The 26,338-nt window shown below is 76.1% G+C and carries 24 protein-coding genes, 1 pseudogene and 1 riboswitch; of the genes and pseudogenes, 12 read left to right on the top strand and 13 right to left on the bottom strand.

The window, feature by feature from the left end:
* Positions 1-80 precede the first annotated feature (80 nt).
* Positions 81-1,904 (top strand): flavin-containing monooxygenase, encoded by a 1,824-nt coding sequence (locus ACI8AF_RS23275; protein WP_456542141.1) that lies wholly within the window; start codon positions 81-83, stop codon positions 1,902-1,904.
* Positions 1,901-3,061 carry an MFS transporter gene (locus tag ACI8AF_RS23270; RefSeq protein WP_456542140.1) on the top strand — a complete coding sequence of 387 codons (1,161 nt, stop codon included), beginning with the start codon at positions 1,901-1,903 and terminating at the stop codon, positions 3,059-3,061. Before ACI8AF_RS23275 ends, ACI8AF_RS23270 begins: the two co-directional genes overlap by 4 nt.
* Here the strand turns inward: ACI8AF_RS23270 and ACI8AF_RS23265 are convergent, their stop codons facing one another.
* Positions 3,062-4,801 carry an MFS transporter gene (locus tag ACI8AF_RS23265; RefSeq protein ID WP_456542139.1) on the bottom strand — a complete coding sequence of 580 codons (1,740 nt, stop codon included), beginning with the start codon at positions 4,799-4,801 and terminating at the stop codon, positions 3,062-3,064.
* 64 nt (positions 4,802-4,865) lie between these two features.
* Between ACI8AF_RS23265 and ACI8AF_RS23260 the strand changes: the two genes are divergently transcribed.
* Entirely contained in the window at positions 4,866-5,477 is a 612-nt protein-coding gene (locus tag ACI8AF_RS23260; protein WP_456542138.1) for a TetR/AcrR family transcriptional regulator, read from the top strand.
* A gap of 25 nt (positions 5,478-5,502) precedes the next feature.
* Here ACI8AF_RS23260 and ACI8AF_RS23255 read toward each other — a convergent pair whose 3' ends face one another.
* From ACI8AF_RS23255 to ACI8AF_RS23245, 3 genes are all read right to left on the bottom strand, one after another.
* A complete protein-coding gene (locus tag ACI8AF_RS23255; RefSeq protein ID WP_456542137.1) occupies positions 5,503-7,146 on the bottom strand; it encodes a glycoside hydrolase family 13 protein in 1,644 nt (547 codons plus the stop codon).
* Positions 7,147-7,235: 89 nt separating this feature from the next.
* Positions 7,236-8,822 carry a diguanylate cyclase gene (locus ACI8AF_RS23250; protein ID WP_456542136.1) on the bottom strand — a complete coding sequence of 529 codons (1,587 nt, stop codon included), beginning with the start codon at positions 8,820-8,822 and terminating at the stop codon, positions 7,236-7,238.
* 480 nt (positions 8,823-9,302) lie between these two features.
* A complete protein-coding gene (locus tag ACI8AF_RS23245; RefSeq protein WP_456542135.1) occupies positions 9,303-9,797 on the bottom strand; it encodes a MarR family winged helix-turn-helix transcriptional regulator in 495 nt (164 codons plus the stop codon).
* Positions 9,798-9,883: 86 nt separating this feature from the next.
* Between ACI8AF_RS23245 and ACI8AF_RS23240 the strand changes: the two genes are divergently transcribed.
* The 4 genes from ACI8AF_RS23240 (at position 9,884) to ACI8AF_RS23225 (ending at position 13,287) form a co-directional block, all read left to right on the top strand.
* Positions 9,884-10,288 (top strand): nuclear transport factor 2 family protein, encoded by a 405-nt coding sequence (locus tag ACI8AF_RS23240; protein ID WP_456542134.1) that lies wholly within the window; start codon positions 9,884-9,886, stop codon positions 10,286-10,288.
* A 36-nt stretch (positions 10,289-10,324) separates the two neighbouring features.
* Positions 10,325-11,986 (top strand): bifunctional 3'-5' exonuclease/DNA polymerase, encoded by a 1,662-nt coding sequence (locus ACI8AF_RS23235; protein WP_456542133.1) that lies wholly within the window; start codon positions 10,325-10,327, stop codon positions 11,984-11,986.
* A gap of 198 nt (positions 11,987-12,184) precedes the next feature.
* Entirely contained in the window at positions 12,185-13,081 is an 897-nt protein-coding gene (locus ACI8AF_RS23230; RefSeq protein WP_456542132.1) for a hypothetical protein, read from the top strand.
* 38 nt (positions 13,082-13,119) lie between these two features.
* Positions 13,120-13,287 carry a hypothetical protein gene (locus ACI8AF_RS23225; protein WP_456542131.1) on the top strand — a complete coding sequence of 56 codons (168 nt, stop codon included), beginning with the start codon at positions 13,120-13,122 and terminating at the stop codon, positions 13,285-13,287.
* Positions 13,288-13,342: 55 nt separating this feature from the next.
* Here ACI8AF_RS23225 and ACI8AF_RS23220 read toward each other — a convergent pair whose 3' ends face one another.
* Together ACI8AF_RS23220 and ACI8AF_RS23215 are read right to left on the bottom strand one after the other, a co-directional pair.
* Positions 13,343-15,520, bottom strand: coding sequence for an MMPL family transporter (locus tag ACI8AF_RS23220; protein WP_456542130.1), 2,178 nt, complete (start codon positions 15,518-15,520; stop codon positions 13,343-13,345).
* Between the two features lie 5 nt (positions 15,521-15,525).
* Complete coding sequence (locus ACI8AF_RS23215; protein ID WP_456542129.1) at positions 15,526-16,125, bottom strand: TetR/AcrR family transcriptional regulator; 600 nt, start codon at positions 16,123-16,125, stop codon at positions 15,526-15,528.
* A gap of 183 nt (positions 16,126-16,308) precedes the next feature.
* A riboswitch (cyclic di-AMP (ydaO/yuaA leader) is annotated at positions 16,309-16,464 on the top strand.
* 206 nt (positions 16,465-16,670) lie between these two features.
* On the opposite strand from ACI8AF_RS23215, the gene ACI8AF_RS23210 reads away from it, so the two are divergent.
* The gene (locus ACI8AF_RS23210; RefSeq protein ID WP_456542128.1) at positions 16,671-17,537 is read left to right on the top strand and encodes a hypothetical protein; all 867 of its coding nucleotides are present in this window, start codon (positions 16,671-16,673) and stop codon (positions 17,535-17,537) included.
* A gap of 23 nt (positions 17,538-17,560) precedes the next feature.
* Here ACI8AF_RS23210 and ACI8AF_RS23205 read toward each other — a convergent pair whose 3' ends face one another.
* The 3 genes from ACI8AF_RS23205 to ACI8AF_RS23195 are packed head-to-tail and all read right to left on the bottom strand — an operon-like array spanning position 17,561 to position 19,520.
* The gene (locus ACI8AF_RS23205) at positions 17,561-18,490 is read right to left on the bottom strand and encodes a cation diffusion facilitator family transporter (protein ID WP_456542127.1); all 930 of its coding nucleotides are present in this window, start codon (positions 18,488-18,490) and stop codon (positions 17,561-17,563) included.
* Complete coding sequence (locus ACI8AF_RS23200) at positions 18,487-19,191, bottom strand: cation transporter (protein WP_456542126.1); 705 nt, start codon at positions 19,189-19,191, stop codon at positions 18,487-18,489. Before ACI8AF_RS23200 ends, ACI8AF_RS23205 begins: the two co-directional genes overlap by 4 nt.
* The gene (locus ACI8AF_RS23195; RefSeq protein WP_456542125.1) at positions 19,191-19,520 is read right to left on the bottom strand and encodes an ArsR/SmtB family transcription factor; all 330 of its coding nucleotides are present in this window, start codon (positions 19,518-19,520) and stop codon (positions 19,191-19,193) included. Before ACI8AF_RS23195 ends, ACI8AF_RS23200 begins: the two co-directional genes overlap by 1 nt.
* Positions 19,521-19,627: 107 nt before the next feature.
* On the opposite strand from ACI8AF_RS23195, the gene ACI8AF_RS23190 reads away from it, so the two are divergent.
* Both ACI8AF_RS23190 and ACI8AF_RS23185 read left to right on the top strand, forming a co-directional pair.
* A complete protein-coding gene (locus ACI8AF_RS23190) occupies positions 19,628-19,939 on the top strand; it encodes a hypothetical protein (protein WP_456542124.1) in 312 nt (103 codons plus the stop codon).
* A gap of 34 nt (positions 19,940-19,973) precedes the next feature.
* A complete protein-coding gene (locus ACI8AF_RS23185; RefSeq protein WP_456542123.1) occupies positions 19,974-21,194 on the top strand; it encodes a DUF4032 domain-containing protein in 1,221 nt (406 codons plus the stop codon).
* Here the strand turns inward: ACI8AF_RS23185 and ACI8AF_RS23180 are convergent.
* On the bottom strand, positions 21,134-22,363 hold the full coding sequence (locus ACI8AF_RS23180) for a PucR family transcriptional regulator (RefSeq protein ID WP_456542122.1): 1,230 nt from the start codon (positions 22,361-22,363) through the stop codon (positions 21,134-21,136). The genes ACI8AF_RS23185 and ACI8AF_RS23180 overlap by 61 nt on opposite strands.
* A 95-nt stretch (positions 22,364-22,458) precedes the next feature.
* Here ACI8AF_RS23180 and ACI8AF_RS23175 point away from each other — a divergent pair, with 95 nt between their 5' ends.
* Together ACI8AF_RS23175 and ACI8AF_RS23170 are read left to right on the top strand one after the other, a co-directional pair.
* Positions 22,459-23,559 (top strand): ferredoxin reductase, encoded by a 1,101-nt coding sequence (locus tag ACI8AF_RS23175; RefSeq protein ID WP_456542121.1) that lies wholly within the window; start codon positions 22,459-22,461, stop codon positions 23,557-23,559.
* 20 nt (positions 23,560-23,579) lie between these two features.
* The gene (locus ACI8AF_RS23170) at positions 23,580-24,770 is read left to right on the top strand and encodes a fatty acid desaturase family protein (protein ID WP_456542120.1); all 1,191 of its coding nucleotides are present in this window, start codon (positions 23,580-23,582) and stop codon (positions 24,768-24,770) included.
* Positions 24,771-24,833: 63 nt separating this feature from the next.
* Here ACI8AF_RS23170 and ACI8AF_RS23165 read toward each other — a convergent pair whose 3' ends face one another.
* From ACI8AF_RS23165 to ACI8AF_RS23155, 3 genes and pseudogenes are all read right to left on the bottom strand, one after another.
* Positions 24,834-25,037, bottom strand: coding sequence for a cold-shock protein (locus ACI8AF_RS23165; RefSeq protein WP_456542119.1), 204 nt, complete (start codon positions 25,035-25,037; stop codon positions 24,834-24,836).
* Positions 25,038-25,219: 182 nt separating this feature from the next.
* Positions 25,220-25,600 (bottom strand): zinc-binding dehydrogenase, encoded by a 381-nt coding sequence (locus ACI8AF_RS23160; protein ID WP_456542118.1) that lies wholly within the window; start codon positions 25,598-25,600, stop codon positions 25,220-25,222.
* Positions 25,601-25,838: 238 nt separating this feature from the next.
* A pseudogene (locus ACI8AF_RS23155) lies at positions 25,839-26,303 on the bottom strand (alcohol dehydrogenase catalytic domain-containing protein); the annotation flags it as partial.
* Between the last annotated feature and the right edge of the window lie 35 nt (positions 26,304-26,338).

Raw genomic sequence — 26,338 nt, 5'->3', positions numbered from 1 at the left:
CTGCCGGTCTTCCGGTCGGGCGGCCGTGGTGGTGTGCTGCCCATCACACCCCGCTTCCCGATCCCCCAGGGAGGGTCCCGATGACCCAGACGCTCGACACGCCCCCGCTCACCCCGCAGCGGAAGGCGGAGACCTGGCTCGCCGACCTGGAGGACGCGCTGCGCGCCCGCGACGTGGCGCGGGCGGCCGGCCTGTTCGCCACGACGAGCTTCTGGCGGGACCTGATCGCGTTCTCCTGGAACCTCTTCACGGTGGAGGACCGGGACGGCGTCACCGAACTGCTCACCGCGACCCTCGAGCGCACCGACCCGACGGGCTTCGCGGTCGAGGAGCCGCCCGAGGAGGCCGACGGGGTCACGACCGCGTGGTTCACCTTCGACACCGCCGTCGGCCGCGGCCGGGGGCTGCTGCGCCTGGTCGAGGAGGACGGCGCCCCCAAGGCCTGGACGTTCCTCACCTCGCTCCACGAGCTGAAGGGCCACGAGGAGCCCAAGGGACCCCGCCGCCCGATGGGCGCGGAGCACGGCGCGAACAAGGGGCGGCTCACCTGGCTCGAGCGGCGGGAGAAGGAGCGGGCCGAGCTCGGCACCTCCGTGCAGCCGTACGTGCTGGTCGTCGGCGGCGGGCAGGGCGGCATCGCGCTGGGCGCGCGGCTGCGGGCGCTCGGTGTGCCGAGCCTCGTCGTCGACAAGCACCCCCGGCCCGGCGACCAGTGGCGCGGCCGCTACAAGTCGCTGTGCCTGCACGACCCGGTCTGGTACGACCACCTGCCGTACCTGAAGTTCCCTGACACCTGGCCGGTGTTCTCGCCCAAGGACAAGATCGGCGACTGGCTCGAGTCCTACGTCGAGGCCATGGAGGTCCCGTACTGGACGAGCACCACCGTCACACGGGCGGCGTACTCGCCCGAGAAGGGCGAGTGGACCGTCCAGCTCGAGCGCGAGGGCGACCCGCTGACCCTGCGGCCGGCGCACCTGGTGCTCGCCACCGGGATGTCGGGCAAGCCGAACGTCCCCGACATCCCCGGGCAGGACGTCTTCCGCGGCGACCAGCACCACTCGTCGGCCCACCCGGGGCCCGACGCCTACGCCGGCAAGCGGTGCGTCGTCATCGGCAGCAACAACTCCGCCTTCGACATCTGCGGCGCGCTCTGGGAGAACGACGCCGACGTCACCATGGTGCAGCGCTCGTCGACGCACATCGTCAAGAGCGCCACCCTCATGGACATCGGCCTGGGCGCCCTCTACAGCGAGGAGGCCGTGGCCGCCGGCGTGACGACGGAGAAGGCGGACATGATCTTCGCCTCCATCCCGTACCGGATCATGCACGAGTTCCAGATCCCGGCGTACCAGCAGATGGCCGAGCGCGACGCCGACTTCTACGAGCGCCTGGAGGCGGCCGGCTTCCGGCACGACTGGGGGGACGACGGCTCCGGGCTGTTCATGAAGTACCTGCGCCGCGGCTCGGGCTACTACATCGACGTCGGCGCCGCCGACCTGGTGTGCAGCGGCGACGTGAAGCTGGCGCACGGCCAGGTCGTCCGGCTCACCGAGGACGCCGTCGTCCTCGAGGACGGCACCGAGCTGCCCGCCGACCTCGTGGTGTACGCGACCGGGTACGGCTCGATGAACGGCTGGGCCGCCGACCTCATCGGCCAGGACGTCGCCGACAAGGTCGGCAAGGTGTGGGGGCTCGGCTCGGACACCACCAAGGACCCCGGTCCGTGGGAGGGCGAGCAGCGCAACATGTGGAAGCCGACCCAGCAGGAGGCGCTCTGGTTCCACGGCGGCAACCTGCACCAGTCACGGCACTACTCCCTCTACCTGGCCTTGCAGCTCAAGGCCCGCCACGTGGGCATCCCCACCCCGGTCCACGGCCTGCAGGAGGTGCACCACCTCGCGTGAGCGCGGTCGGGACCCCGGCCCGGCTGGTCCTGGCCGGGGTCGCGGCGAACCTGGCCGTCGGCACGCTGTTCGGCTGGAGCCTGCTGGCGCAGCAGGCGGCCGACGACGTCGGCATGTCCGACCGCGGCGCCGCGGCCGTGTTCGCGACGGCGGTGGCCGTGTTCAGCGCGGTGCTGCTCGCGCTCGGGCCGCTGCAGCGCCGGGCCGGGCCGCGGCGCCTGCTGGCCGCGGCCGCCGTGCTGGCCGCGGCCGGTCTGCTCGTCGCCGCCTCGGCCCGGTCGGCGCTGCTGCTGTGGGCCGGGGTCGCCGTCCTCTTCGGCACCGCCAACGGGCTCGGCTACGGCGTCGCCGTCGGGCTGCCCGCCCGGGTGCCGGCCCGGCGGCGTGGCGCCGCGACCGGGCTCGTGGTCGCCGCCTACGCGGTGACACCGGTGCTGCTCGGGTTCGTGGCGCCGCCCGCCCTGGCGGCGGCCGGCTGGCGGACCTGCCTGGCCGTGCTGGCGCTGCCGGTCACGGCGCTGCTCGCCGCGGCGGCCCGGCTGCTCCCGCCGGAGCCGGTGCAGCCGTCCGGGAGGGAGGAGCCGGCCCCGGTCCCTCGGCGCACCGTCGTCCTGCTGTGGGTGGTCTTCGCGGCCGGGACGGCGCCCGGGCTCGCGCTGTTCGCGCAGGCGGTCCCGCTCGCGGCGGACCGGCGGCTGGGCCCGGCGGCGGCCGGGCTCGCGGTGGCCGCCCTGGCCGTCGGCAACCTGACCGGACGGCTGGTCGCCGGGTGGTGGTCCGACCGGGTCGGCCGCCGGGTCGCGCTGGCCACCGCCCTCGCCGCCGGTGCGGCCGCGGTCGCCTGCCTGGCCGGCCCCAGGGCGGCCGTCGTGGTCCTCGCCGGCTTCCTGGGCAGCGGCCTGGCCTACGGGGCGGTGTCCGCCCTCGTCCCGGCGGCCACCGCCGACCGGGTGGGCGCGGCGGCGTTCCCGGCGGCCTACGGGCGGGTCTTCACCGGCTGGGGGACGGCGGGCCTGGTGGCGCCGCTGGCCGGTGAGCGCCTGCTCCGCAGCGCCGAGGGCAGCCCGGCGCTGCTGCTGCTCGCCGCGGTGCCGTTCGCCGTCGCCACCCTGGCGGTGCGGCTCCTCGCGGCCGACCCCGCCCGGGCGCAGCGTTGATCATTCCTCGACCCGGACCGCGCTGTCCGGCGGGAGGGCGAGTCCGCCGCCGGAGGAGTGCACGTGCGCCGCGACCCCGGCGACGGCGAAGAAGAAGCCCACCGTGCCCGCGGTCACCAGCACGATCCTCGTCCGCAGCGACAGCGGGCGGGCGACCGCCGCCGACACCGCAGGGACGGTGGCCGTGACCGGCCGGCGCGGACGAGGCACCCCGCCCCCCGGCGGCCTGCCCGACCGGGGCGTCCGGGCAGTGGCCGGTGCCACCAGGCCGCAGACGACGACGCCGAGCAGCAGCACCGCGGCGCAGGCGAGCACCGCCGTCCCGAACCCGTCCGCGAACGCACTCCGCGCGCCGTCGGCGAGCACCTCTCCCCGCGGACCGAGCCTCCCGGCCACGCCGAGCGCCTGCGCCACGCCGGACCCGGCCCGGGCGGCGGCCTCGTCCGGCAGGGACGCGGTCAGCCGCTGCAGGTCGGCCGCGTAGACGGCGAGCACGGCGCTCGCGGCCACGGCGCCGCCGAAGGCGCCTCCCAGCTGGCGGGCCACGTTGGTCACGGCGGCCGCGACGGTGCGCCGGGCGGGGGGCAGGCTCTCCATGACCAGCTGGACCCCGGGCGCCAGCGTCAGGCCGAACCCGGTGCCGAAGAGGACGAGACAGACCTCGAAGCGCCACAACGGCGCCCCGCCGGCCTGGGCCGCGACGAGCGCGAGGGCGGTCGCCATCTGCGCCAGGCCCCAGGCGGCGAGCGCGCGCGCCCCCACGCGCCGGAGCAGCACGGGCGAGAGCCGTGCCGTCGGGCCGACGCCGAGCCCCACCGGGACCAGGGCCAGCGCCGACTGCAGCGGGGGCAGCCCGTGCACGTACTGCAACCACTGCGGCACGAGGAAGAAGACGCCGAAGGCGGCGAAGAACTGGACGAAGACCACCGCGCTCCCGATGGCGAGATCGGGGTGGCCGAACTGGCGCACGTCGAGCAGGGGGTGGGCGGCGCGCAGCTCGTGCCCCACGAACGCCGCCAGCACGAGCAGGCCACCGACCAGCGCGGTGAGCGTGATCCGGTCGGCCCAGCCGCGCACCGGGCCCTCGACGAGGCCGTACACCAGGCCGCCCAGCCCCAGCAGCGCGAGCGCGCCGCCCAGCGGGTCCAGGGGCACCCCGGCGCCGCGGGAGGACGGCACGACCAGGGCGCACAGAGCCAGGACGACGGCGGCCGTGGCGCCGATCGCCACCTGGATGCTGCCCCACCACGCGAAGTGCAGCAGGACGCCGGCCAGCACCACTCCGAGGACGCCGCCGGCCCCGGAGACGGCGGCCCACGTGCCGATCGCCGCGGCGCGACGCTCGAGGGGGAAGGCGTCGACCAGCACCGACAGGGTCGTGGGCAGCACCGCGGCCGCCCCCGCTCCCGCCAGCGCCCGCAGGACCACGAGGGCCACCGGATCGCCCAGCAGCCCCGAGACCAGCGTGGCGGCCGCGAAGACGGCGAGGCCGGCGAGGAGCACGGGCCGGCGACCGACGCGGTCGGCGACGACCCCGAACGGCAGCAGCAGGCCGGCCAGCACGAGCACGTAGGCGCTGACCATCCAGCTCAGCTGGCTCTGGGTGGCCCCGGTGTCCTGCGCGATGGCCGGCATGGCGAGGGACAGCGACGACCCGGCGGCGATGACCAGGGCGAGGGCCGCGCACATCCCGGTCAGGAGCAGGGGCGGCTCGCGGCGGACCGCGTGGGCAGGGGCCATGGAAGCTCCAGACGATCGTCTGAGACGTTCGTATTAGACTGGCGCGGACCAGCATGGAGGCGGCATGACGGACGGCACAACCCCCCTCCGGTTGCTGGACGCCGCCGAGCGGCTGCTGGCCCGCCACGGCAGCGCCGGGACGTCGGTGCGCGACGTCCTGCGGCTGGCCGGCGTCGGCAACGCCGCCGCCGTCGGGTACTACTTCGGCGGCAAGGACGCGCTGGTGGCGGCGGTGGAGCGACGGGTCGTCGACGAGGTGCTCGCCGGGCGCGAACGGGCGCTGGCGGCGGCTCCGGATCCCCCGGAGCTCGAGGCCCTGGTCGACGGGTGGGTCCGTCCGGTCGTGCGGCTGCGGTGCACCGGCCGGGGCCGGTACTCCGCCCGCGTCTTCGCCCGCGTCTTCGAGGCCCCGCCCGACCGGTGGGAGGCGAACGGAGCCGCCGCGGTGCGGGCCCAAGCCGCGCGCTACTGCACGGCCGTCGGCCCGCTCCTGCCGCACCTGGACGCCGGAGAACTGCGCTGGCGCTGGCAGTGCGTCACCGCGACCACCGCCTCCTACGCGATCGGCGCGCTGGACCCGGACGGACCGGAGCCGGGCCCCGATCGGGTCGACGCGGACGTGCGACGGCTGGTCGTCCCGGCCGGCGCGCTGCTGCGGGCCCCCGCGGCGGGCTGACGCCGACCCCGCCGCGCCGCGCTGTTCAGTCCTCGAGCCAGACGGCGCTGTCGGGCGGGAGGGCGATGCTGCGGCCGGAGGCGGGGACGTGCGCGGCGGAGGCGAGCAGCACGGTGCCCGTCGAGCGCACCAGCGCGGTCTCGCCGCCCATGTTGAGCACGACCCGCACGGTCCGCCCCTCACCGGTGCACCGGATGGTCAGGACGTCGCCGCGCCGGCTCACCGTGGCCTCGCCGGAGCCCAGCGCCGGGTGCTCGCTGCGCAGCGCCAGCGCCCGGCGGTACAGCTGGAGCATCGAGCCGTCGTCCCTGCTCTGCCGCGACACCGCGTAGCGCCGCCAGGCCGACGGGATCGGCAGCCACGGCTCGGCCGCCCCGCGGGGGGAGAAGCCGACGCCGGCCGAGGCGTTCCACGGCATCGGCACGCGGCAGCCGTCGCGGCCGGCCCGCGCGCCGCCGCTGCGGAGGAAGATCGGGTCCTTCTTCGCCTCGTCGGGCACCACGGCCTGGGGCAGGCCGAGCTCGTCGCCGGCGTAGACGTAGGGCGAGCCAGGCAGCGCCAGCAGCAGCAGGGCCGCGGCGCGGGCGCGGGCCTCACCGACGGCGGCGCCGCCGAAGCGGGTGACCAGGCGGTCCTTGTCGTGGTTGCCCAGCACCCACGAGACCGGCGCGCCGACCTCGCCGAAGGCGTCCAGCGCGGTGCGCACGCCGTCGGCGAACGCCTCCGCCGACCACGGCGACTTCAGCAGCCGGAAGGAGAACGACTGGTGCATCTCGTCGGGCCGCGAGTACAGGGCCACCTGCTCCAGGTCGGCCAGGCAGACCTCGCCGACGAGCATCGTGTCGGGGTACTCGTCGCAGATCGACCGCCAGCGCCGCCAGACGTCGTGCACCTCGGGCTGGTTCCAGGTCATCGCCTGCTCGGGCCCGTGCCCGAACAGCGTGGGGGAGTAGGCGCCGGGGTTGTCGCGCAGCGCGGCGTCCTTGAACAGCCCGTAGGCGACGTCGACGCGGAACCCGCTCACCCCGCGGTCGAGCCAGAAGCGCAGCGTCCGCTCGAAGTCGGCGGCCACCTCCGGGTTCCGCCAGTTCAGGTCGGGCTGCTCGGGGGCGAACAGGTGCAGGTACCAGCGGCCGTCCGGGGTGCGCGACCACGCCGGGCCGCCGAACAGCGACCGCCAGTTGTTCGGCGGCTCCGCCGACGGCGGGGCGAAGTGGTAGCGCCGGGCCTCGGGGCAGTCGGGGTCCGCCAGCGCCGCCCGGAACCACGGGTGCTGGTCGGAGGTGTGGTTGGGGACGACGTCGAGGACCACCCGCAGGCCCAGCCGGCGGGCGTCGGCGACCAGGTCCTCCAGGTCGGAGACGTCGCCGTAGTCGGGGTCGACCGCGCGGTAGTCGATGACGTCGTAGCCGCCGTCGGCCCCGCCCGAGGGGTAGTGGGGGTTGATCCAGAGGGCGTCCACGCCCAGCCAGCTCAGGTACGGCAGCCGCGAGCGCAGGCCGGCCAGGTCACCGATGCCGTCGCCGTCGCTGTCGGCGAACGAGCGCAGGTAGACCTGGTACACCGCCGCGGTGCGCCACCAGGGCTGTGTCGACTCCCCGGGTGCCGAGGGGCGGGGCGCGACGCGGGGTTCGGTCGCGGACAGCGCTGTCACGAGCCGGACGGACATGTCCCCACGATCGGCAGCTGCACCGCGTGGTCCGCGGATTTCGGCTGTCGAACCGGGCGGCGTTCTTCAGCAGGTTCTGCCAAGACCTCTCAGCGAGGGGCCGGCACCGGGTCGCCGACCACCCGGTCGCGCCCCTCCCGCTTGGCCCGGTACAGGTGCCGGTCGGCCCGTCCGAGCAGGTCGGCGGGGGATCCGGCGTCGGACCCGGCGGCGCACGTGGCGCCGATGCTCACCGTGACCGGCAGGCCGCGCGTCAGCCCCGCCCAGGCGGGGTGGGCGGAGACGGCCCGGCGGACGGCGTCCAGGTGGGCCGCGGCCGCGGCGGTGTCGCCGGCGAGCACCAGCAGGAACTCCTCGCCGCCCATGCGGGCCACGAACGACCCGGCCCCCGGCGCCGGCGGCTCCATCGCCTCCAGCAGCTCGCCCACGATGCGCAGCACCTGGTCGCCCACCTCGTGCGAGCACGTGTCGTTGACCCGCTTGAAGTGGTCGACGTCGAGCAGCGCCACGGTCACCGGCAGGGCCGCGGCGGCGGCGCGGCGCAGCAGGCCGGGCAGCTGCTCGTCGACGTAGCGCCGGTTGTACAGGCCGGTCAGCGGGTCGCGCAGCGACAGCTCGCGGTAGCGGCGGCTCTGCTTGCGCGCCTCGGTGGTCTCGTACATGGCGTGCACCGCCCGGGCGCGGGCGTCGCGCTCGGCGGACTGCAGCTCCAGCAGCGCCGCGGTGTAGCGCCGGTGCTCCTCGTAGGCCGCCCGGAAGTCGCCGCCGGCGGCGTGCAGCTCGGCCTGCTCGCAGCGGGCACGCACCCGGATCGAGGTCAGCCCGTGCCGCTCGCAGCGGCGCACGCACTCGTCGAGGCTCTGCTGCGCCGCGGCGAGGTCACCCAACCCGCGGCGGACCTCGGTGAGGGTGAGCAAGAAGTCGGCGCCGGCGTCGCCGTCGTCGGAGGCGGCGAGCACCTCCGGCGCCAGCCCGGGCAGCAGCACCGCCTCGGCGTCGGCCAGCCGGCCCAGCCCCATGAGCGCCCGGGCCACCGTGTCGAGCCGGCCGACGTGCAGCGCCAGGCCGTGCGCGGCCGACAGCTCCTGCAGCCGCGCGCTGTCGGCGAGGGCCTGCTCGAACCGCCCGCGGAGCACCGCGCAGTAGGCCCGGTTGTTCAGGACGAGCAGCTGGCGGTCGACGTCGCCGAGCTCCTCGGCCAGCCGCAGCACCTCGGCGTAGTGCTCCTGCGCGGCGTCGTCGCCGTCCAGGCCCAGGCAGTCGGCCAGCCGGCCGAGGTGGTCGATCCGCAGCGCCGGGGGCGCGTCGTCGGCCAGCAGGTCGACGGCCCGCACGGCGTGCTCGAGCGCGAGGGAGCGGTCCCCGAGCTCCTGGAAGACGGCGGCGAGGACGAAGGAGCTGCGGGCGAGGAGGTAGCGGGCGCCGTGGTCGGTGGCCCAGCGGTGGACCGCCTGGGCGATCCGGCCGGCCGCGGCGACGTCGCCGCGCCGCCGCAGCAGGTCGCCGCCGATCAGCCGGGCCCGCAGCTCGAGCGCCGCGTCGCCGAGCTCGCGCGCGGCCGCGGCCACGCGCTCGGCGTCGTCCTCGAGCCCCTCGCTGACGAGCCGGGAGCGGATCTCCAGCTCGTCCAGGGACGACGCCAGCGTCCCGGCGTCCGCGAGAAGGGTGGTACCCACGAGAGGGGCATCGGCCGTCCCGGCGAGTTCCTTGAGCGCCTCTTGACGCGGATCACACCGATCGGACGATGCCGCTCGCGCGACGGCGCACCCAGCGTGCCCGGGACCGCACGGGGGACCCCGACCGCTGGACGGCGACCATGCGCACGTCCCGGGTCATCCCGTGAACGCGGCACTCGAGCGGCTGGGCCGCTGGTGCGCCCGCCGTCACCGGCTGGTGGTCCTCACCTGGGTCGGGATGGCTGCGGCGGTGCTCATCGACACGACCGTCATCCGGATGGTGCGGGTCCCGGCGATCATGGCGCTGCTCGGCCGGGCCGCCTGGTGGGCGCCGCGCTGGCTGGACCGGGTGCTGCCGCACCTGGACGTCGAGGCACCGCACCCGCCGTCCCGGTCGGCTCGCTGGTGCCCGCCCCGCGGCAGGGGGAGGGGACGGGGGTCGCCGGCGAGGCGGAGCGGGCGCCCCGCGGTTGACGGGCCTCAGCCGCCGGCGGCGCGCTCCACGGCGGCCAGCAGCTCGGTCAGCCGGTCGCGGTCGGCCGGCGGCACCCCGGCCAGCATCCGGTCCAGCGTGGCGACGTGGTCGGCGACGGCCCGGTCGACCAGCTCCCGGCCGGCCGGGGTGAGCTCCACGACGCCGTAGCGGCCGTCGGCGGGGTCGGGACGGCGGACCACGAGCCCCCGGCCCTCGAGCAGCTGGACGCGGTGGGTGGTGGCCGCCGGCGAGAGCACCATCGCCCGGGCGAGGTCGCCGGGGGAGAGGCGGAAGGGTTCCGCGGCCCGGCGCAGCGACGCCAGCACGTCGAACTCCCCGCGCTTGAGGCCGTACCGGCCCAGGGTGGCCTCGATCGCCCGCGACGCCGCGACGTGCACGCGGGTGAGGCGGGCGAACAGCGCCATGGCGGAGGGGTCGAGGTCGGCCCGCTCGGCGCGCCACTGGGCCACCATCCGGTCCACCGCGTCCTCGGTCGTCACGGGTATGAGTTTGACATCGAAATGATGACCTGTCATCGTTTCGACGTCGAAATCACGGGGGACGCCACCCACCCGAGGAGGACGCCATGTCGGCGCTGACCCACTGGTACGACCACCTGAAGGCCGGCGACCTGGCCACCGCGGCGCAGGCCCTCACCGAGGACTCCGTGCTGCACGTGCCCGGCCGCAGCAGCAACACCGGCACCTACGAGGGCCGCGACGCCGTCGTCGGCTTCGTCGTCCACGCCGCCGAGGTGAGCGGGGGAACGCTCGACCTCACCGTGCACCGCGTGCTCGACGACGGCGAGTGGGGCGTCGCGCTGTGCACCTACACCGCGACGCGCCCCGACCGCGAGCGGCCGCTGGAGAACAACCTGGCGCACGTCGCGCGGCTGCGCGACGGGCTGGTCGCCGAGTCGTGGCTGCACAGCCGCGACCAGTACGCCGTCGACGAGTTCTGGGGCGAGCCCGCGGCGGCGGCCACCACCTGAGCGGGGGCTGTCGGCGCCGTCGGCGACACTGCGGCGGTGCGGCGCATCCTCCTCCGGCGGCTCGGCGAGGCCGACGGCGCGGAGGCGCGCGAGTGGACCGACGACGGCCCGGCGGCGGAGGCCACCCGGCTGCCGGCCGGCGCGCTGGCCGGCTGGGTGCGCGACCGGGAGGCGTCGGCGGTCCGCTGGGTCTGGGACGACACGACCCGCTGGTACCCTGCGCTGCTGGAGGCGGGCGTCCGGGTGGAGCGCTGCACCGACCTGCGGCTGTCGCACGCGGTGCTGCGGCGCTCGCCCCTGGTCGACCAGGCGCTGCTGACCACGCCGGAGTCCGCCGGCTGGGACGCGCTGGCGCCGGCGACCCCGGGCGAGCCGGGCCTGTTCCCCCTGGACGACCCGGCCGACCGGCTCGACCCGGCCGCCGAGCACGCCGCCCAGCAGGCCGCGCTGGCCGCGTCGCGCGATCCCGGCCGGCTCGGCCTGCTGCTCGCCGCCGAGTCGTCGGGGGCGCTGGTGGCCGCGGAGATGACGCACACCGGGCTGCCGTGGCGGCCCGACGTGCACGACCGGCTCCTCACCGAGCTGCTCGGCCCGCGGCCGCGCGCGGGGCAGCGGCCGGCGGTGCTCGAGCGGCTGCTCGCGGAGGTCCGAGCCGCCCTGGGCGCGCCGGCGCTGAACCCGGACTCGCCGGGCGAGCTGCTCACCGCGCTCCGGGTCGCCGGGCTGCCGGTGGAGGACACCCGCTCGTGGACCCTCGAGCAGCTCGACCACCCGGCCGTGCCGGCGCTGCTGGAGTACAAGAAGCTGGCCCGCCTGCTCGCCGCCAACGGCTGGTCCTGGCTGGAGACCTGGGTGCGCGACGGCCGCTTCCGGTCGGTGTTCCTGCCGGGCGGGGTCGTCACCGGGCGGTGGGCGTCGAACGGCGGGGGAGCGCTGTCGGTGCCCACCCAGGTGCGCGCCGCCGCGGTCGCCGACGACGGCTGGCGGCTCGTGGTCGCCGACGTCGCCCAGCTCGAGCCGCGGGTCCTCGCGGGCATGAGCGGGGACACCGCGCTGGCCGAGGCGGCCCGCTCGGCCGACCTCTACCAGGGCATGGTCGACGCCGGCGTGGTCGCGACCCGGGCGGAGGCGAAGGTCGGCGTCCTCGGCGCGATCTACGGCGGCACCCGCGGCGGGAGCGGCCGCATGATGCCCCGCCTCGCCCGCCGCTACCCGCGCGCCGTCGGGCTGGTGGAGGACGCCGCCCGCGCCGGCGAGCGCGGCGAGGTGGTCGCCACCCTGCTCGGCCGCGGGTCGCCGCTGCCGACCGGGGAGTGGGCCGAGCGCCCCGTGGACCTCGGCGAGCCCCCCGACGACGGCGGCCCGCGGCCCGACCGCGACCGCCGGCGGCGGGCGTGGGGACGGTTCACCCGCAACTTCGTCGTCCAGGGCACCGGTGCCGAGTGGGCGCTGTGCTGGCTCGCCGACCTGCGCAACCGGCTGTGGCGGCTGGGCGGCGGCGACCTGGGGGAGCGGCCGCACCTGGCGTTCTTCCTCCACGACGAGGTCGTCGTCCACACCCCGGCGCAGCTGGCCGACGAGGTCGCCCGCGAGGTGCGCGCGGCCGCGGCGACCGCCGGGCGGCTCCTGTTCGGCGGCTTCCCCCTCGACTTCCCGCTCGACGTCGCCGTCGTCCGGTCCTGGGCCGACGCCGGCTGAGCGCGGGGGCCGGTCACCCTCGGTGGCGTGACCGGCACGCGACACGCTGCGAGAGGACGTGCCGGCACCCGTGGCGCCGGAACCGCTCCTCCGTCCGCTTGCGGTACGGGATGGTCCGGGGCACGACAGCTCGAGGACCCGGCAGCCAGGCCCACCCCCGACCCCCACGGGCCCAGCCGGAGCGAGGAGGCGATCGCCGTGACCGATCAGCCCGACGTCGTGCGGGAGGACGCGCCGGAGGTGCGGGAGGAGCCCGCCGCCGCGGTCGCCGCCCTCCCCGTGCGGCGCCCGAACCTCACCGGCGACATCGACGAGATCCTCACCGCCCGGCCGGTCTTCCGGCGGCGGCTGCTGGGCTACGAGCGGCTCCAGGTCGACAACTACGTCGGCTGGGCCGAGGCCGGCCTGGTCAGCGCCCGCCGCGAGACCGACGACCTGCTGCAGCGCTTCGGCCGGTGCTATGCCGAGCTGCAGCTGGCCCGCCAGCGGCTGGTGCACTCACCCGGCGCCCAGCAGCTCGCCCGCGTCTCGGAGCGGATCGGCACCATGCTGCAGCTCGCCGCCGACGAGGCCGCCGAGATCACCGCGACCGCCGCGGAGGAGGCCGAGGCCTGGAAGCAGCGGGCCCGGGAGGTGACCGAGCTGGCCGCCGCGGACGCCGCCCGGGTGCGCCGGGAGACCGAGGCCGACCGCGCCGAGGCGGCCGCCGCGCGCCAGCAGGCCCTCGCGGAGGTCGCCGAGCTGCTGGAACGGGCGGGCGACGAGCGGTACCGGCTGGACACCGAGTCGGCCCGCGAGCGCGCGCGGCTGGACGAGCAGGCGGCCGAGCGCCGCGCGCGGGACGACGCGGAGGCCGTCGCGCGCCTCCGGCGGCTCGAGGAGGCCTCCCGCCGGCAGCGCGAGGCGGCCGAGGCCCAGGCGGCCGAACGCCTCGCGGCCCTGGCGGCGGAGGTCGCCGAGCTGGAACGCCGGCGGGACACCGCGCTCGCCGGTCTGCGGCGGATGAACCAGCAGGTCAACGAGGCGGTCGCCACGCTGGCCACGAGCCTGCCGCCACCGGGCCTGCAGCTGGTCGCCCCACCGGCCGCCTCCTAGGGCGTGTGGGCTCGGCCGCTTCCGGGCACCGGCACCGCATGACGATCCGACGCGCCCGCTGGCGCACCGCCGTGGCCGGGATGGCCGTCGCCGCCTCCGCCTTCACCGTCGCCGCCTGCGGCGGCGAGTCCGGTGACGACGGCGGCGGCCAGGAGCAGGTGGACGAGGAGTCCGGCGACGACGAGGGCGAGGAGGACGACGACTGACGGCGCGCGGCCCGCCTCCCGCAGGGGGAGACGGGCCCCGTGACGGTCGGGCCGGTCAGCGACCGGCGACCACCGGCTCCGCCGGTTCGGCCGGCCGGTGCGACGCCTTCTCCAGCGCCGCGCCCTCGACGTCGAGCACCGGCAGCCAGCGCAGCCAGCGGGGCAGCCACCAGGCGGCACCGCCGAGCAGCGCCAGCGCGGCCGGCACCAGCACCATCCGGACGACGAAGGCGTCGAACAGGATGCCCATGGCCAGCGCGAACGCGATCGACTTGACCGTCGGCTCGCCGGCCGGCACGAAGCCGGCGAAGACCGAGAACATGATCAGCGCGGCCGCGACCACGACCGGCGCCGCCTGGCGGAAGCCGGTGCGGATCGCCTCCCGCGGCGCGATGCCGTGGCTGTGCGCCTCGTGCATGCGCGACACCAGGAAGATCTGGTAGTCCATCGCGAGGCCGAACAGGATCCCGATGACCAGGATCGGCGTGAGGCTGATCAGCGGACCGGCCGAGTCCAGGTTCACCGCGTCGGCCAGCCACCCCCACTGGAACACCGCGACGGTGGCGCCCAGCGCCGCGCCCACGGTGAGCAGGAAGCCGAGCACGCCGACCAGCGGCACCAGCAGCGACCGGAAGACCAGCACCAGCAGCACCAGGGCCAGGCCGACGACCAGGGCCAGGTACACCGGCAGCGCGTCGTCGAGGGCCTGCGCGACGTCGACGCTCACCGCCGTCTGACCGGTGACCGACGCCTGCACCCCGTCGGTGCCGGCGAGCAGCTCGCGCAGGTCGGCCACCAGCTGCTCGGTCGCCGGGTCGGTCGGGCCGGAGGTCGGGATGACGGTGAGCAGCGCGGCGGTGCCGTCGGCGTTCGGGACGGGCTGGGTGACCAGCGTGACGTCGTCCAGCCCGCCGATCGCGCCGCTGAGCCCGGCGGCCGTCCCGGCGGCGCCGTCACCCTCGAACAGGACGGTGAGCGGGCCGCTGAAGCCCTCGCCGAAGCCGTCGGCGAGCAGCTCGGCCGCCCGGGCCTGGGTGCTGCCCTCGGCCGGCGTCTGCACCAGCGTGGTCTGCAGCGAGAAGAACGGGATCGAGACGACCCCGAGGGCCGCCACCGTGAGCAGCAGCGAGACCACGCGGCGCCGGGTGACCGTGGCCGCCCAGCCGGCCAGGAAGCCGCGGCCGGTCGCCGGGCCGTCGCCCACGGCGGCGCGCTGCTTCTTCGGCAGCGCCTTCAGACCGAGGAAGCCCAGCACCGCGGGCACGAGGGTCAGCGCCACCAGGACGGCGACGACGATGGTCGCGGCCGCCGCGAGGCCCATCTGGGTCAGGAACGGGATGCCGACGACGAACAGGCCGGCCAGCGCGATGACGACGGTCAGGCCCGCGGTGACGACGGCCGAGCCGGCCGTGCCGACGGCGGTGGCGAGCGCGGTGCCCACGTCGGCGCCGTGCCGCAGCTCCTGCCGGTGCCGGGTGACGATGAACAGCGCGTAGTCGATGCCGACCGCGAGGCCGAGCATCGCGGCCAGGATCGGGGTGGTCGACGACAGGTCGGTGAACCCGGTGGCGATGGTGATGCCCATGACGCCGATGCCGACGCCGATCGCGGCGGTCAGCAGGTTCATGCCGGCGACGAGCAGCGAGCCGTAGGTGACGGCCAGGACCACCAGGGCGATGACGACGCCGATCGCCTCGGCCGGGCCGCCGACGTGCGGCACCTCCTGCACCGCCTCGCCGGAGACCTCGACGGTGTACCCGGAGGAGCGGGCGTCGGCGACGGCGTCGAGCAGCGCCTCCTGCTCGGCGGGGGTGACCTCGCCCGGCGCCGCGTCGTAGGTGACGGTGCTGTAGGCGGTGTCCTGGTCGGCGTTGACGCCCGGCGCGGCCGGGTCGAGCGGGTCGGTCGCCGACGTCACGCCGGGCAGCTCGCCCAGGGTGGCGACGAGCTCGCCGATCGCGGCGGCGCCCTCGGGCGTGGTCAGCGTCGCGCCGTCCGGTGCCGCGACGACGACCCGGGCCGTGGCCCCGCCGCCGAGACCGCCGAACTCCTCGTCGATGCGCTCCAGCGCCGTCGTGGACTCCTGCCCCGGGATGGAGAACTGGCTCGTCGTCTCCCCGGCCAGGGTCGCGGCGCCGACGCCGCCGGCCACCAGGACGGCCAGCCAGACGAGGACCACCCCCACCCGGTGGCGGTGCGAGAACGCCCCGAGTCGGGACAACAGAACAGCCATGCGGATCAGGCCTCCACCTGGTCGGGGTCGGGGGGAGCGGCGCCGGGTCGGCGGTGGCCGAGCGCGTCGAAGCAGGTGGCGACGATGTGCGGCCGCCACTCGGTGGTCCGGTTCTCGCGGTGCGCGGCGAGGGTGAGCACGGCCAGCGCGGTGAGCGCGCCGACGACGCGCACCACCCGCTCCGACACCGGCTCCTCGGGGTCGATGCCGAAGACCTGCAGGGCCATGGCACCCACGGCGTCGAGCTCGGGGACGGCGGTGTCCACCTCGCGGTTGGTCAGCGGCGCCAGGAGCAGGGCGACCAGACCGGGGTGGGCGAGGGCGACGTCGACGACGACCTCGACCGCCCGGCGGTCCCGCGCGGGACCGTCCGGCAGGTCGCCCACCTGGTCCAGCACCCGCCGGCCGAGGGCGGCGGCCTGGGCGAGCACGGCCTCCTGCAGCGCGTCCTTGCTGGGGAAGTGGTGCAGCAGCCCTGCCTTGGACAGCCCGACGGCGTCGGCGACCGCCTGGACGGAGGTCTTCGCGAAGCCGGTACGGGCGAACAGCGCGGCCGCGCGGTCGACGATGCCCTCGTCGATCCGCTGACGGAACGGTCGTGCCACGGGGACACCGTACGGACCGGGCCGACCATTTCGGTAGGCGAACCGACCGAAATGGTCGGTAACGTCGCTCACACCGATCGGCGCGACCTGACGGTTTCCGACGCCGCCGATTGTCACGGCTGCATAACGTGGCTACCGTGGCTCCCGCCCGTCCCGGCCGTCACATCCCCAGCAGGGGAGACCGGGCGAGCGCCGCCGAGTCGCCCTCCGGGGCGAGCCGGGGACCCACCGCAGTACTGGGGTGAATCCGCACCCGCGGCCCGTCGAGGGCCGGGGTCGGTAGGGCTGCTTCCCGCCCGAACCCGTCAGCTAACTCGGTAGGCGGCCATCGGAAGAACGGAGAGCCGCCCCGATGGCGTGCCCCAGCACCACCGCACGGATCTGCTCCGCCCGGTCCCGCCGGACCCGGGTGCGCCCGCGCAGCTGACCACCCCGCGACCGCACCCGCGCGGCCGTCGCCCGACGCCGCGTCCCGGGCCCACCCGCCGCAGTCCCGCCCCGTCCGGGCGGCCTGCGCCCAGCACACCTCTCGGAGCAGTTCCCCCATGGATCCCCGCACCACCTCGTCCGGCCGCGCCGCCGGGCGTCGCACCGCCCGCTCCCGCCGCCGCGTGCCCGTCCCGGCGCGCCGACCGGGCATCTACCTCGGCGTGGCCGCCGCCGGCGCCGTCCTCGTCAACGTGCTCCTCGGCGCCGACCCGGCAGCCCAGGCCGAGGCCGGGTCCAGCGAGTCCGTCGCCGTCGCCCAGGCCCTCGGGCTGACCGCGCAGTCCGGACCGCTCGAGGCGCGTGAGGTGGACCTCGCGCCGCTGGAGGACCTGGCCGCCAGCCGGTCCACCCGCGAGGCCGCGCAGACCGCCGCCGCGCAGGCCCAGGCCGCCGCCGACCAGGCCGTGCTCGACCGGCAGGCCGCCGAGGCCGCCGCCGCCGCGCAGGCCGCGGCCGCCGCCCAGGCCGCCGCCGAGGCGGCCGCCGCCGCCGCTGCCGAGGCCGCCGCCGTCGAGGAGGAGGGCGGTGCGGTCTCCTCCAGCACCGCCGCGCCGTCCGGCGTCGCCGTCATCAGGAACACCGCCGGGGCGCACAAGGCCGTCGTCCAGCGCGCCGCCGACGCCGTGGTGACCAACGTGCCGGGCGCGGGCTCGATCACCCTGGGCGGCACCCGGGCCAGCGCGGCCGACCCGGGCGGTCACCCCTCCGGGCTCGCACTGGACTACATGGTGCTGACCGACGCCGCGCTCGGCGACGCGATCGTCGACTACCACATCGCGCACTGGGACGAGCTCGGCGTCGACTACATCATCTGGCAGCAGCGGATCCTGCAGTCGCCGGGCGGCTCGTGGTCGACGATGGAGGACCGCGGCGGTGCCACGGCCAACCACATGGACCACGTGCACGTGAACTACCGGGGCTGACCGCGACCCCGCCCGGAGGCGGGTCAGTCGTGCGCGGTCAGCTCGTGGGACGCGTGCGCCGGTGACTCGAGCTGGAAGGTGGAGTGCTCGACGCTGACGGCGAAGTCGCCGGCGAGCGAGGCCTGCAGCCGGTCGAGGATCTGCGGTGCGTGGCCGTCGTGGAAGCAGGAGTCCTCCACCACGACGTGCGCGGACAGCACCGGCAGGCCGCTGGTGATCTGCGAGGCGTGCAGGTCGTGCACCTCGACGACGTGCGGCACCTCGAGCAGCCGCCGGCGCACCTCGTCGAGGTCGAGGCCCGGCGGCGTCGACTCCAGCAGGACCGAGACGGTCTCCCGGAGCAGCGACAGGGTGCGCGGCACGATGAGGACGGCGATGAGCAGCGACGCCACGGCGTCGGCCTGCTGCCACCCGGTGAGCGCGATGACGCCCGCCGAGACCAGCACCGCGACCGAGCCGAACGCGTCGGCGAGCACCTCGAGGAACGCCGCGCGCAGGTTCACGTCGGAGCTGCGACCGCCGCGGGTCAGCACGACCAGGGCGACGACGTTGGCGGCCAGGCCCACCGCGCCGAAGACCAGCACGCCCGCGGCGGCCATCTCCGGGGGATCGGCGAGGCGGCGGACGCCCTCGACGAACACGTAGACCCCGACGGCGAGCAGGACGGCGGCCTGCAGGGTGGCGCCCAGCACCTCCGCCCGGCGGTAGCCCCAGGTCCGCCGGGCCGTCGCCGGCCGGAGTGCCAGGGTGGCCGCGACCAGGGCGATCGCCAGCCCGGCGACGTCGGTGAGCACGTGCCCGGCGTCGGCGAGCAGCGCGAGGCTGCCGGTGAGCAGCGCGCCGACGAGCTCCACCACGAGCACGGTCGCGGTGAGGGCGAGCACGACCGCCAGCCGCCGCCGGTGGTCGGCCGTCCCGCCGTGCCGGTGGCCGTGCGCGTGCCCGGCGCTCACCGGCCGGCCTCCCCGCGGCAGCAGTCGCAGCCGGGGCCGTCGTCGTCCGCGGGTCCGGCCAGGGCGGCGGCGGGGGAGCAGCAGGCGTCGCCGCGCCAGGCCGCGCGCCCCTCCCTGACCGCGACGGCGGCGATGACGAGGGCGGCGACCGGGTCGGCCCACGCCCACCCGAACAGGCTGTTGAGCGCCAGGCCGGCGAGCAGCACCGCCGAGAGGTAGGCGCACAGCAGGGTCTGCGTGGAGTCGGCGACCGCCGAGGCCGAACCGAGCTCGCGGCCCGCCCGCCGCTGGGCGGTGGAGAGCACGGGCATGACCGCCAGGCTGACCGCCGCGAGCACCAGCCCGACCGCGGAGTGCTCGGCCTCCCCGGGCCCGAGCAGCGCCCGGACGGCGTCGACGGTGACGAAGGTCGCGAGGGCGAAGAACGAGACGGCGATGACGCGGAGCGCGACCCGCTCGCGCGCCTCGGGGTCGCGGCCGGCGAACTGCCAGGCGACGGCCAGCGCCGAGGACACCTCGACCACCGAGTCGAGCCCGAAGCCGATCAGCGCCGACGACGACGCCTGCGTGCCGGCGCCGAGCGCGACGACGGCCTCGACCGCGTTGTAGGTGATGGTCGCCGCGACCAACCAGCGGATCCGCCGCGCCAGCAGCGCACGCCGCGCCGCGGAGCTCGCCAGCGACCCGGGCGTCGCGGTCATCAGCAGCAGTCCCCCACCGCCGCGGACGGGCAGGCGCTGGGATCGACGGCGAGGACGACCCCGAGCAGGTCGTCGAGGGCGTGCGCCAGGCGCGGCTCGGCGAGCTCGTAGCGCGCGCGCCGCCCCTCGGGCACGGCGACGACGAGCCCGCAGCCGCGCAGGCAGGCCAGGTGGTTCGAGAGGTTCTGCCGGGTGACCCCGAGCTCCTCGGCCAGGTCGGAGGGGTAGCCGGGTCGTTCGCGCAGCGCCAGCAGCAGCCGGGTCCGCGTCGGGTCGGACAGTGCGTGGCCGAACCGGGCGAGGACGTCGGCGTGCGCGACGGGCATCATGGCGCGGACTGTACAGCGGACGCTGAACCGACGGGAGCCTGCCCGGCACGTCCGTCCTCCCGGGCCGTCGCCGCCGGCCCCAGCGCGCCGGGCTAGGGTCGTGAACCGTGCCGACACCGCCGCCGGGAGATCCAGCCGAAGCCCCCGCGGCCCCGCCGATCCCGTCCTTCGAGTCGCTGCGCGCGCCCCGGCGGCGCACCACCGCGATGGACGTGCTGGCCCCCGCCCGGGAGCCCGCGGCCGCCCCGGAACCCGTGGCGGCCCCGGAGCCCGTGGCCGCCCCCGCGCCCGCGCCGACCCCCGCCCCGTCGGCGCCGCGGCCGCCCGAGTGGGGCGACCTGGTGCACCTGGGCGTCCGGCTGCTGCGGTGGTCGGCCGGGATGCCGGTGCGCTGCGTGCGCCGGCTCCTCGGCGGGTAGCACCCCGTCGCCGCTCCCGGCAGGAGGTGCGCCGATGCGCTTCGTGTTCAGTCCCCCCGCGGAGGCGGCGACGGCCCTGCTGGCGCTGCCGTGGGAGCTGCCGCTGGCGCGGTGGCCGGCCGACCTGCTGGTCGAGATCCCGCAGAGCGGGCGTGCCCGGCACGTCGTGCGCTTCGTCGCGGAGTCCGGCCAGGTCTTCGCGCTCAAGGAGCTGCCCGAGGAGCCCGCCCGGCGCGAGTACCGGGTCCTGCGACACCTCGCCGAGCTCGCCGTCCCGGCGGTGACCGCGATCGGCGTCGTCGTCGACCGGCCGGCCCCCGCGGGAGCGGCGCTGGTCACCCGGTTCCTCGACTACTCGTCGTCCTTCCTGACGCTGTTCGCCAACCCCCGGTGCGGCCAGCTGACCGCGCGGGTGATGAACGCCCAGGTCGAGCTGCTCGTCCGGCTGCACCTGGCCGGCGTGCTCTGGGGTGACTGCTCGCTGTCCAACACGCTGTTCCGCTCCGACGCCGGCCGGCTGACGGCGTACCTGGTCGACGCCGAGGAGGGGGAGGTGCACGACGTCCTCACCCAGCGGCAGCGCGACACCGACCTGGAGGTGGCCTACGGCCGGGTCGTCGACGAGCTCGGCGAGCTCCGCCGCCGGGGGTCGCTGGCCGCCGACGTCGACCCCGCGCTGGCCGCGGCCGACCTGGTGGGCCGCTACGAGCAGCTCTGGGCGACCCTCACCAGCGAGGAGGTGATCGCCCGCGACGAGCAGCGCTTCCGGGTCACCGAGCGGATCCGCCGGCTGCACGCCCTCGACTACGACGTCGACGAGCTGGAGCTGCTCGACGAGCCGGGCGGGGGCAGCCGGCTGAGGCTCACCACGCGCGTCGCCGAGCCCGGCCACCACCGGCGGGTGCTGTTCGCGCGCACCGGGCTGCACGTGCAGGAGAACCAGGCGCGCCGGCTCCTGGCCGACATCGCCGTCTACCGGGCCTGGCTGCAGCACGTCGAGGGGCGTCCCGTCCCGGAGGCCGCGGCGGCTGCGCGCTGGCTCACCGAGGTCTACGAGCCGGCGCTCGCCGCCGTCCCGGACGACCTGCGCCGCCGGCTGGACGACGCCGAGATCTACCACGAGCTGCTCGAGCACCGGTGGTTCCTGTCCGAGGCCGCCGGGCGGGACGTCGGCACCGAGGCCGCGCTGCGCGACTACGTCGGGCGCGTGCTGCCCGCCGTGCCCGCGGGGCTCGTCACCACCCCGCCCGCCTGAGGGGAGGTGCCCAGCGCGACGGTGAGCGCGAGGACCGTCGCGGGGTCCTCCAGCCGGTTGCCGTAGATCTCGCGCAGCTGGCCCATGCGGTAGCGCACCGTCTGCGGGTGGACGAAGAGCTCCGCGGCCACCCGCTCGCGCCGGCCGTGGTGCAGCAGCCAGGCGCGCAGCGTCTCGGTGAGCTTCTCCCGGGCGCCGGGGGCGAGGCCGGCCAGCGGTTGCAGCACCTGGGTGCGCAGGTCGGCCAGCGCGCCCTCGTCGGCCCGCAGGACCAGCTCGGCCAGCCGCTCCTCGGTGTCCACGGGCTCGGTGCCCTCCGCGGCCAGCCCGAGCTCTAGCGCCCGCCGGACCCGGGCGTGCGACTCGTGCACCGCCGTCCACGGCCGGGGCGGCCCGACGACGGCGTCGCGCCCGTCGAGGGTGCGCAGCAGGGCCGGCCGTGAGCGCCCCTCGGCGTCGGGGACGAGCAGCACCAGGAGCCCCTCGGTGTCGGGCACCTCCTCGCCGGAGCGCAGCGTCCGCCCGTCGAGGGAGACCAGCGCGCCGTGCACCTTGGCCTCCGGCAGGACGACGGCGGTGAGCGTCCGCGGCGGCGCCCACCCGGCCCGCTCGGCGACCGCGGCCAGCTCCTGCGGGTCGGCACCGCCCAGCAGGCGGGCGGCCAGCCGCTCGAGGTAGCGCTCGCGCACCCGGCCGCTCGTGGCCAGCTCGTCGCTGTGCCCGGCGACGCTGGAGGCGGAGAGCTGGTCGATGTAGGCGAAGACGAGCTCGGCGAAGCGGGCCAGCCGCTCGGCGTCCAGGCCGGCCCGCACCGCGCTGGCGCTCATCAGCCGCCACGACACCCGCGCGCCCACCCGGTAGGCGGCCAGCAGCGCGTCCATGGAGCGCCCGCTGCGCGCCTCGCCCCGCCCCAGCGCGTACGCGCCCTCCAGCGCCGGCCGGATCGGCTGGGCGGGGTCGGCGGCGCTCGCCGTGGCCAGCTCGAGGAACCCGGCCAGCGCCAGCTCGACGGCGTTGCCGATGACCCGGCCCATGTCGCCGGAGAAGGCGTCGACGTAGCTGGGCACCTGGACGATGATCTCGGCGACGGTCGCCTCGGCCACCGCGGGCAGCTCGGCGCGCATGGCCGCCGCCACCGGCGCGGGGATCGCGGTCGGGTCTGCCGCCACCGGCCCTCCTGTTTGTTCGCGGGGAACAGAACCTATCGCCCGATTCACGTCGAGGGCACAGGTACTTGTGCGCTGCGCTGGACAAACCTCGGGGCATGACGTCGACCGCCCCGCGCCCCGCCACGGTCCGGCCGCGCGTCGCACTGCGCGACCGGGTGCTCAAGCTCGCCGAGCTGGTGACCACCCCGCTGCTGCCCGGCGACTACCTCGACCTGATCGACCCGCTGCGCGCCGGCGCCGCGCTGCGCGGCCGCATCGAGGCCGTCCGGCCCGAGACCCGCGACGCGGCCACCGTGGTCATCCGCCCGGGTCGCGGCTGGCGGCCGCACACGCCCGGGCAGTACGTGCGCATCGGCATCGACGTCGACGGCGTCCGCCAGTGGCGGGCCTACTCGCTCACCTCCGACCTGACCCGCGCCGACGGCTGCATCAGCATCACGGTCAAGGCCATCCCCGACGGCAAGGTGAGCAACCACCTGGTGCACCGGGCCCGCCCGGGCACGATCGTCCAGCTGGACCAGGCGACGGGGGAGTTCTGCCTGCCGCCCCGGCCGCCGGCCAAGGTGCTCTTCGTGACCGCCGGGTCGGGGATCACGCCGGTCATGGGCATCCTGCGCAACCTGCCGGCCGGGGCGTGCGACGTCGTCGTCGTCCACTCCGCCCCGACGGCCGACGACGTGATCTTCGGCGCCGAGCTGCGCCGGCTCGCCGCCGCCGGCGCGCTGCGCCTGGTGGAGCGGCACACCGACCGCGACGGGGTGCTCGACGCCGCCGGCATCGCGGCGCACGTGCCCGACCTCGCCGAGCGGACGACCTGGGCCTGCGGCCCGGTCGGCCTGCTCGAGGCGCTCGAGGAGCACTGGGCCGCGGCCGGCCTGGCCGACCGGCTGCACACCGAGCGCTTCCGGCCCACCGTGCTGGTCACCGGCGAGGGCGGCACCGTGTCCTTCGCCCGGACCGGCACCACGGTCGACGCCGACGGCGCCACCCCGATCCTCGACGCCGCCGAGGACGCCGGCGTCCTCATGCCGAGCGGCTGCCGGATGGGCATCTGCTACGGCTGCGTGCTCCCGCTGCGCGAGGGCGCCGTCCGCGACCTGCGCACCGGCGAGGTCACCACCGCCGCACCCGGCGACGGCGTCCTCGTCCAGACCTGCATCAGCGCCGCCGCCGGCGCCTGCGACATCGACCACTGACCCCGACGGACGGAGCCCCCGTGACCGCCCTGCAGAAGAAGACCCAGAACCCCATCGAGCACCTCACCGCCGAGGACGTCGAGCTCCTGGGCAAGGAGCTCGACACCATCCGCCAGGAGATCCGCGACAGCCTCGGCGAGTCCGACGCGAGGTACATCCGCACCGTCATCGACGTCCAGCGCAAGCTCGAGCTCGGCAGCCGCGCCGTCCTCCTGGCCTCCGGCTTCCCGCCGGCCTGGATCGTGGGGACGATCGGCCTGTCGCTGGCCAAGATCCTCGAGAACATGGAGATCGGGCACAACATCCTGCACGGGCAGTGGGACTGGATGCGCGACCCGAAGATCCACTCCACGACGTGGGAGTGGGACATGGCCAGCCCGGCCGAGCAGTGGAAGCACTCGCACAACGAGCTGCACCACACGTACACGAACGTGCTCGGCAAGGACAACGACCTCGGCTACGGCATCATGCGCGTCGACGAGGACCAGCGCTGGCACCCGCTGTACCTGCTGCAGCCGCTGTGGAACTTCGTCAACGCCTGCTTCTTCGAGTACGGCATCGCCGCCTACGACCTGGAGCTGGGCGCCAACCTGGCGACCAAGGAGCGGCGCAGCAAGCCCGAGTTCCGGGCCGGCGTCCGCGCGGTGCTGGGGAAGATCCGCAAGCAGGCCACCAAGGACTACCTCGTCCACCCGCTGCTGTCGGGGCCCTCGTTCCTGGCCACGGTGGGGGCGAACTTCACGGCGAACGTCGTCCGCAACGTGTGGTCGCACTCCGTGATCATGTGCGGGCACTTCCCGGAGGGCGTCGAGACGTTCGAGAAGAAGTCCATCGACGGGGAGACCCGCGGCGAGTGGTACCTGCGGCAGATGCTGGGCTCGGCCAACATCTCCGGCAGCAAGGCCATGCACCTCCTGACCGGCAACCTCTCCCACCAGGTCGAGCACCACCTGTTCCCCGACCTGCCCAGCAACCGGTACGCCGAGATCGCGCCCAAGGTGCGCGACGTCTTCGAGCGCTACGGGCTGCGCTACCACTCCGCACCCCTGCCGCAGCAGGTCGCGTCGGCCTGGCACAAGGTGCTGCGGCTCTCGCTGCCCAACGGCTGGCTCGAGCAGACGACGTGGCGCAACGCCCCCTCGCAGCTGGTCAAGCTCTACCGGATGACCACCGGCGGGCCGAAGGTGCGCCGGGCGCTGCAGGCCGCCTGAGGCGACCTGCGGACGAGAACGGGCCCCGGCGCGCCGCGCCGGGGCCCGTTCTCGCGTGCGGGGTCAGACGGGGCGGACGTTCTCCGCCTGCGGGCCCTTCTGGCCCTGGGTCACGTCGAACTCGACGCGCTGGTTCTCGTCGAGGGACTTGAACCCGTTCGTCTGGATGGCGGAGAAGTGGCAGAAGACGTCGGGGCCGCCGCCGTCCTGGGAGATGAAGCCGAAGCCCTTCTCCGCGTTGAACCACTTCACAGTGCCCTGGGTCATGTCGTTCTCTTTCCGTGCTGGAGGTGTCCGGACCGGCGGAGAGCCGGTCCGGGGTCGCCGCACCGACCGGCAGGACCGAGGGGAACGTCAGGCAGAGACGACTGCGGACGTCCGAGAACGAGGCAGAGGTACGACAGCGACCGCCTACAGCGTACGCGATGGCGGCCGGAGGGCGCTGCGGCTCACCCCGGCGTGACGACGACCTTGCCGAGCGCCCGCCCCGCGCCGACGCGGGCCAGGGCCTCGGCGACGTCGTCGAGGCCGTACGTCCGGTCGATCCGGACGGCGACCTCCCCGGCGAGGCAGACGTCGGCCAGCCGGGTGGAGTGCGCGGGCCCGGTGCGGACGACGAGGACGCCCAGCGACCGACCGGTGAGCCGGCCGGCGGGGACGACCCGCAGCAGCGCGCGCACCGTCCCGCCGACGCAGCGGTAGCGGCCGCCGCGGGCCAGCGCCCGCCGGTAGGCGAACACCGACCGGTGCGCCACGAGGTCGAGGACGGCGTCGTAGGGCCCGCGGCGGGTGAAGTCCTCGGCGCGGAAGTCCACCACGTCCGTCGGCACCCAGCGACCGCAGGAACCCCAGCTTCCCGGCGTCGTCGACGGCGGTGACGTGAGCGCCGGCCCGCCCGGCGAGCTGGACGGCGAAGGCGCCCGAGCCCCCGCCGGCGCCGTTGACCGCCAGCCGCTGCCCGGCCCCGATCCCGGCGGTGCCCTGCAGGGCGGTGGCGCCGGCCTGGGGGATGGTCGAGGCCTCGGCGAACGTCGGCCCGGCGGGCTTGACGGCCGGCGCCGCCTCCGGCGCGACGGCGTACTCGGCGAAGCCGCCCAGGAGCGCGAGGTCGTCGCCGTAGACCTCGTCACCGACCCGGAAGCGGGTGGCGCCCTCGCCGACCGCGGCCACCCGCCCGGCGATGTCGGAGCCCAGGGTGCGCAACCGCGGGGACCGGAGCCCGCCGATCCGGGCGTAGGCGGGGGAGCCGACCAGGCACTCCCAGTCGCTGAGGTTGACCGACGTGGCGACGACCTCGACCAGCACCTGACCCGGCCCGGGCGCCGGGACCGGGACCTCCTCGACGCGCAGCACGCCGGGCGGGCCGTACCGGTCGCGCACCGCGGCTCTCACACCCCGGGGACCGTAGGGCAGCGGCGCCCGCGCGTCAGCCGTCCGGGAACCGATGCTCCTATGGATCGTCAAGCGGCTCGGGCCGGTGGTGGTGAGGTGAGCAGGTAGTAGAGCTCGCGGGCGATCAGTCGTTTGAGGCATCGGATGATGTCCTTCTTCGACAGCCCTTCTTCGGT

Source organism: Blastococcus sp. SYSU D00669, from assembly GCF_054050715.1.
Note: the sequence above shows the minus strand (reverse complement) of the source record. Positions and strands in the feature narration are given on the sequence as shown.

Excerpts from the sequence above, each read along its gene's own strand:
- ACI8AF_RS23275 (WP_456542141.1), top strand. The coding sequence starts at position 81 with ATGACCCAGACGCTCGACACGCCCCCGCTCACCCCGCAGCGGAAGGCG.
- ACI8AF_RS23265 (WP_456542139.1), bottom strand. The coding sequence starts at position 4,801 with ATGGCCCCTGCCCACGCGGTCCGCCGCGAGCCGCCCCTGCTCCTGACC.
- ACI8AF_RS23260 (WP_456542138.1), top strand. The coding sequence starts at position 4,866 with ATGACGGACGGCACAACCCCCCTCCGGTTGCTGGACGCCGCCGAGCGG.
- ACI8AF_RS23255 (WP_456542137.1), bottom strand. The coding sequence starts at position 7,146 with ATGTCCGTCCGGCTCGTGACAGCGCTGTCCGCGACCGAACCCCGCGTC.
- ACI8AF_RS23240 (WP_456542134.1), top strand. The coding sequence starts at position 9,884 with ATGTCGGCGCTGACCCACTGGTACGACCACCTGAAGGCCGGCGACCTG.
- ACI8AF_RS23225 (WP_456542131.1), top strand. The coding sequence starts at position 13,120 with ATGACGATCCGACGCGCCCGCTGGCGCACCGCCGTGGCCGGGATGGCC.
- ACI8AF_RS23220 (WP_456542130.1), bottom strand. The coding sequence starts at position 15,520 with ATGGCTGTTCTGTTGTCCCGACTCGGGGCGTTCTCGCACCGCCACCGG.
- ACI8AF_RS23210 (WP_456542128.1), top strand. The coding sequence starts at position 16,671 with ATGGATCCCCGCACCACCTCGTCCGGCCGCGCCGCCGGGCGTCGCACC.
- ACI8AF_RS23200 (WP_456542126.1), bottom strand. The coding sequence starts at position 19,191 with ATGACCGCGACGCCCGGGTCGCTGGCGAGCTCCGCGGCGCGGCGTGCG.
- ACI8AF_RS23195 (WP_456542125.1), bottom strand. The coding sequence starts at position 19,520 with ATGATGCCCGTCGCGCACGCCGACGTCCTCGCCCGGTTCGGCCACGCA.
- ACI8AF_RS23185 (WP_456542123.1), top strand. The coding sequence starts at position 19,974 with ATGCGCTTCGTGTTCAGTCCCCCCGCGGAGGCGGCGACGGCCCTGCTG.
- ACI8AF_RS23175 (WP_456542121.1), top strand. The coding sequence starts at position 22,459 with ATGACGTCGACCGCCCCGCGCCCCGCCACGGTCCGGCCGCGCGTCGCA.
- ACI8AF_RS23165 (WP_456542119.1), bottom strand. The coding sequence starts at position 25,037 with ATGACCCAGGGCACTGTGAAGTGGTTCAACGCGGAGAAGGGCTTCGGC.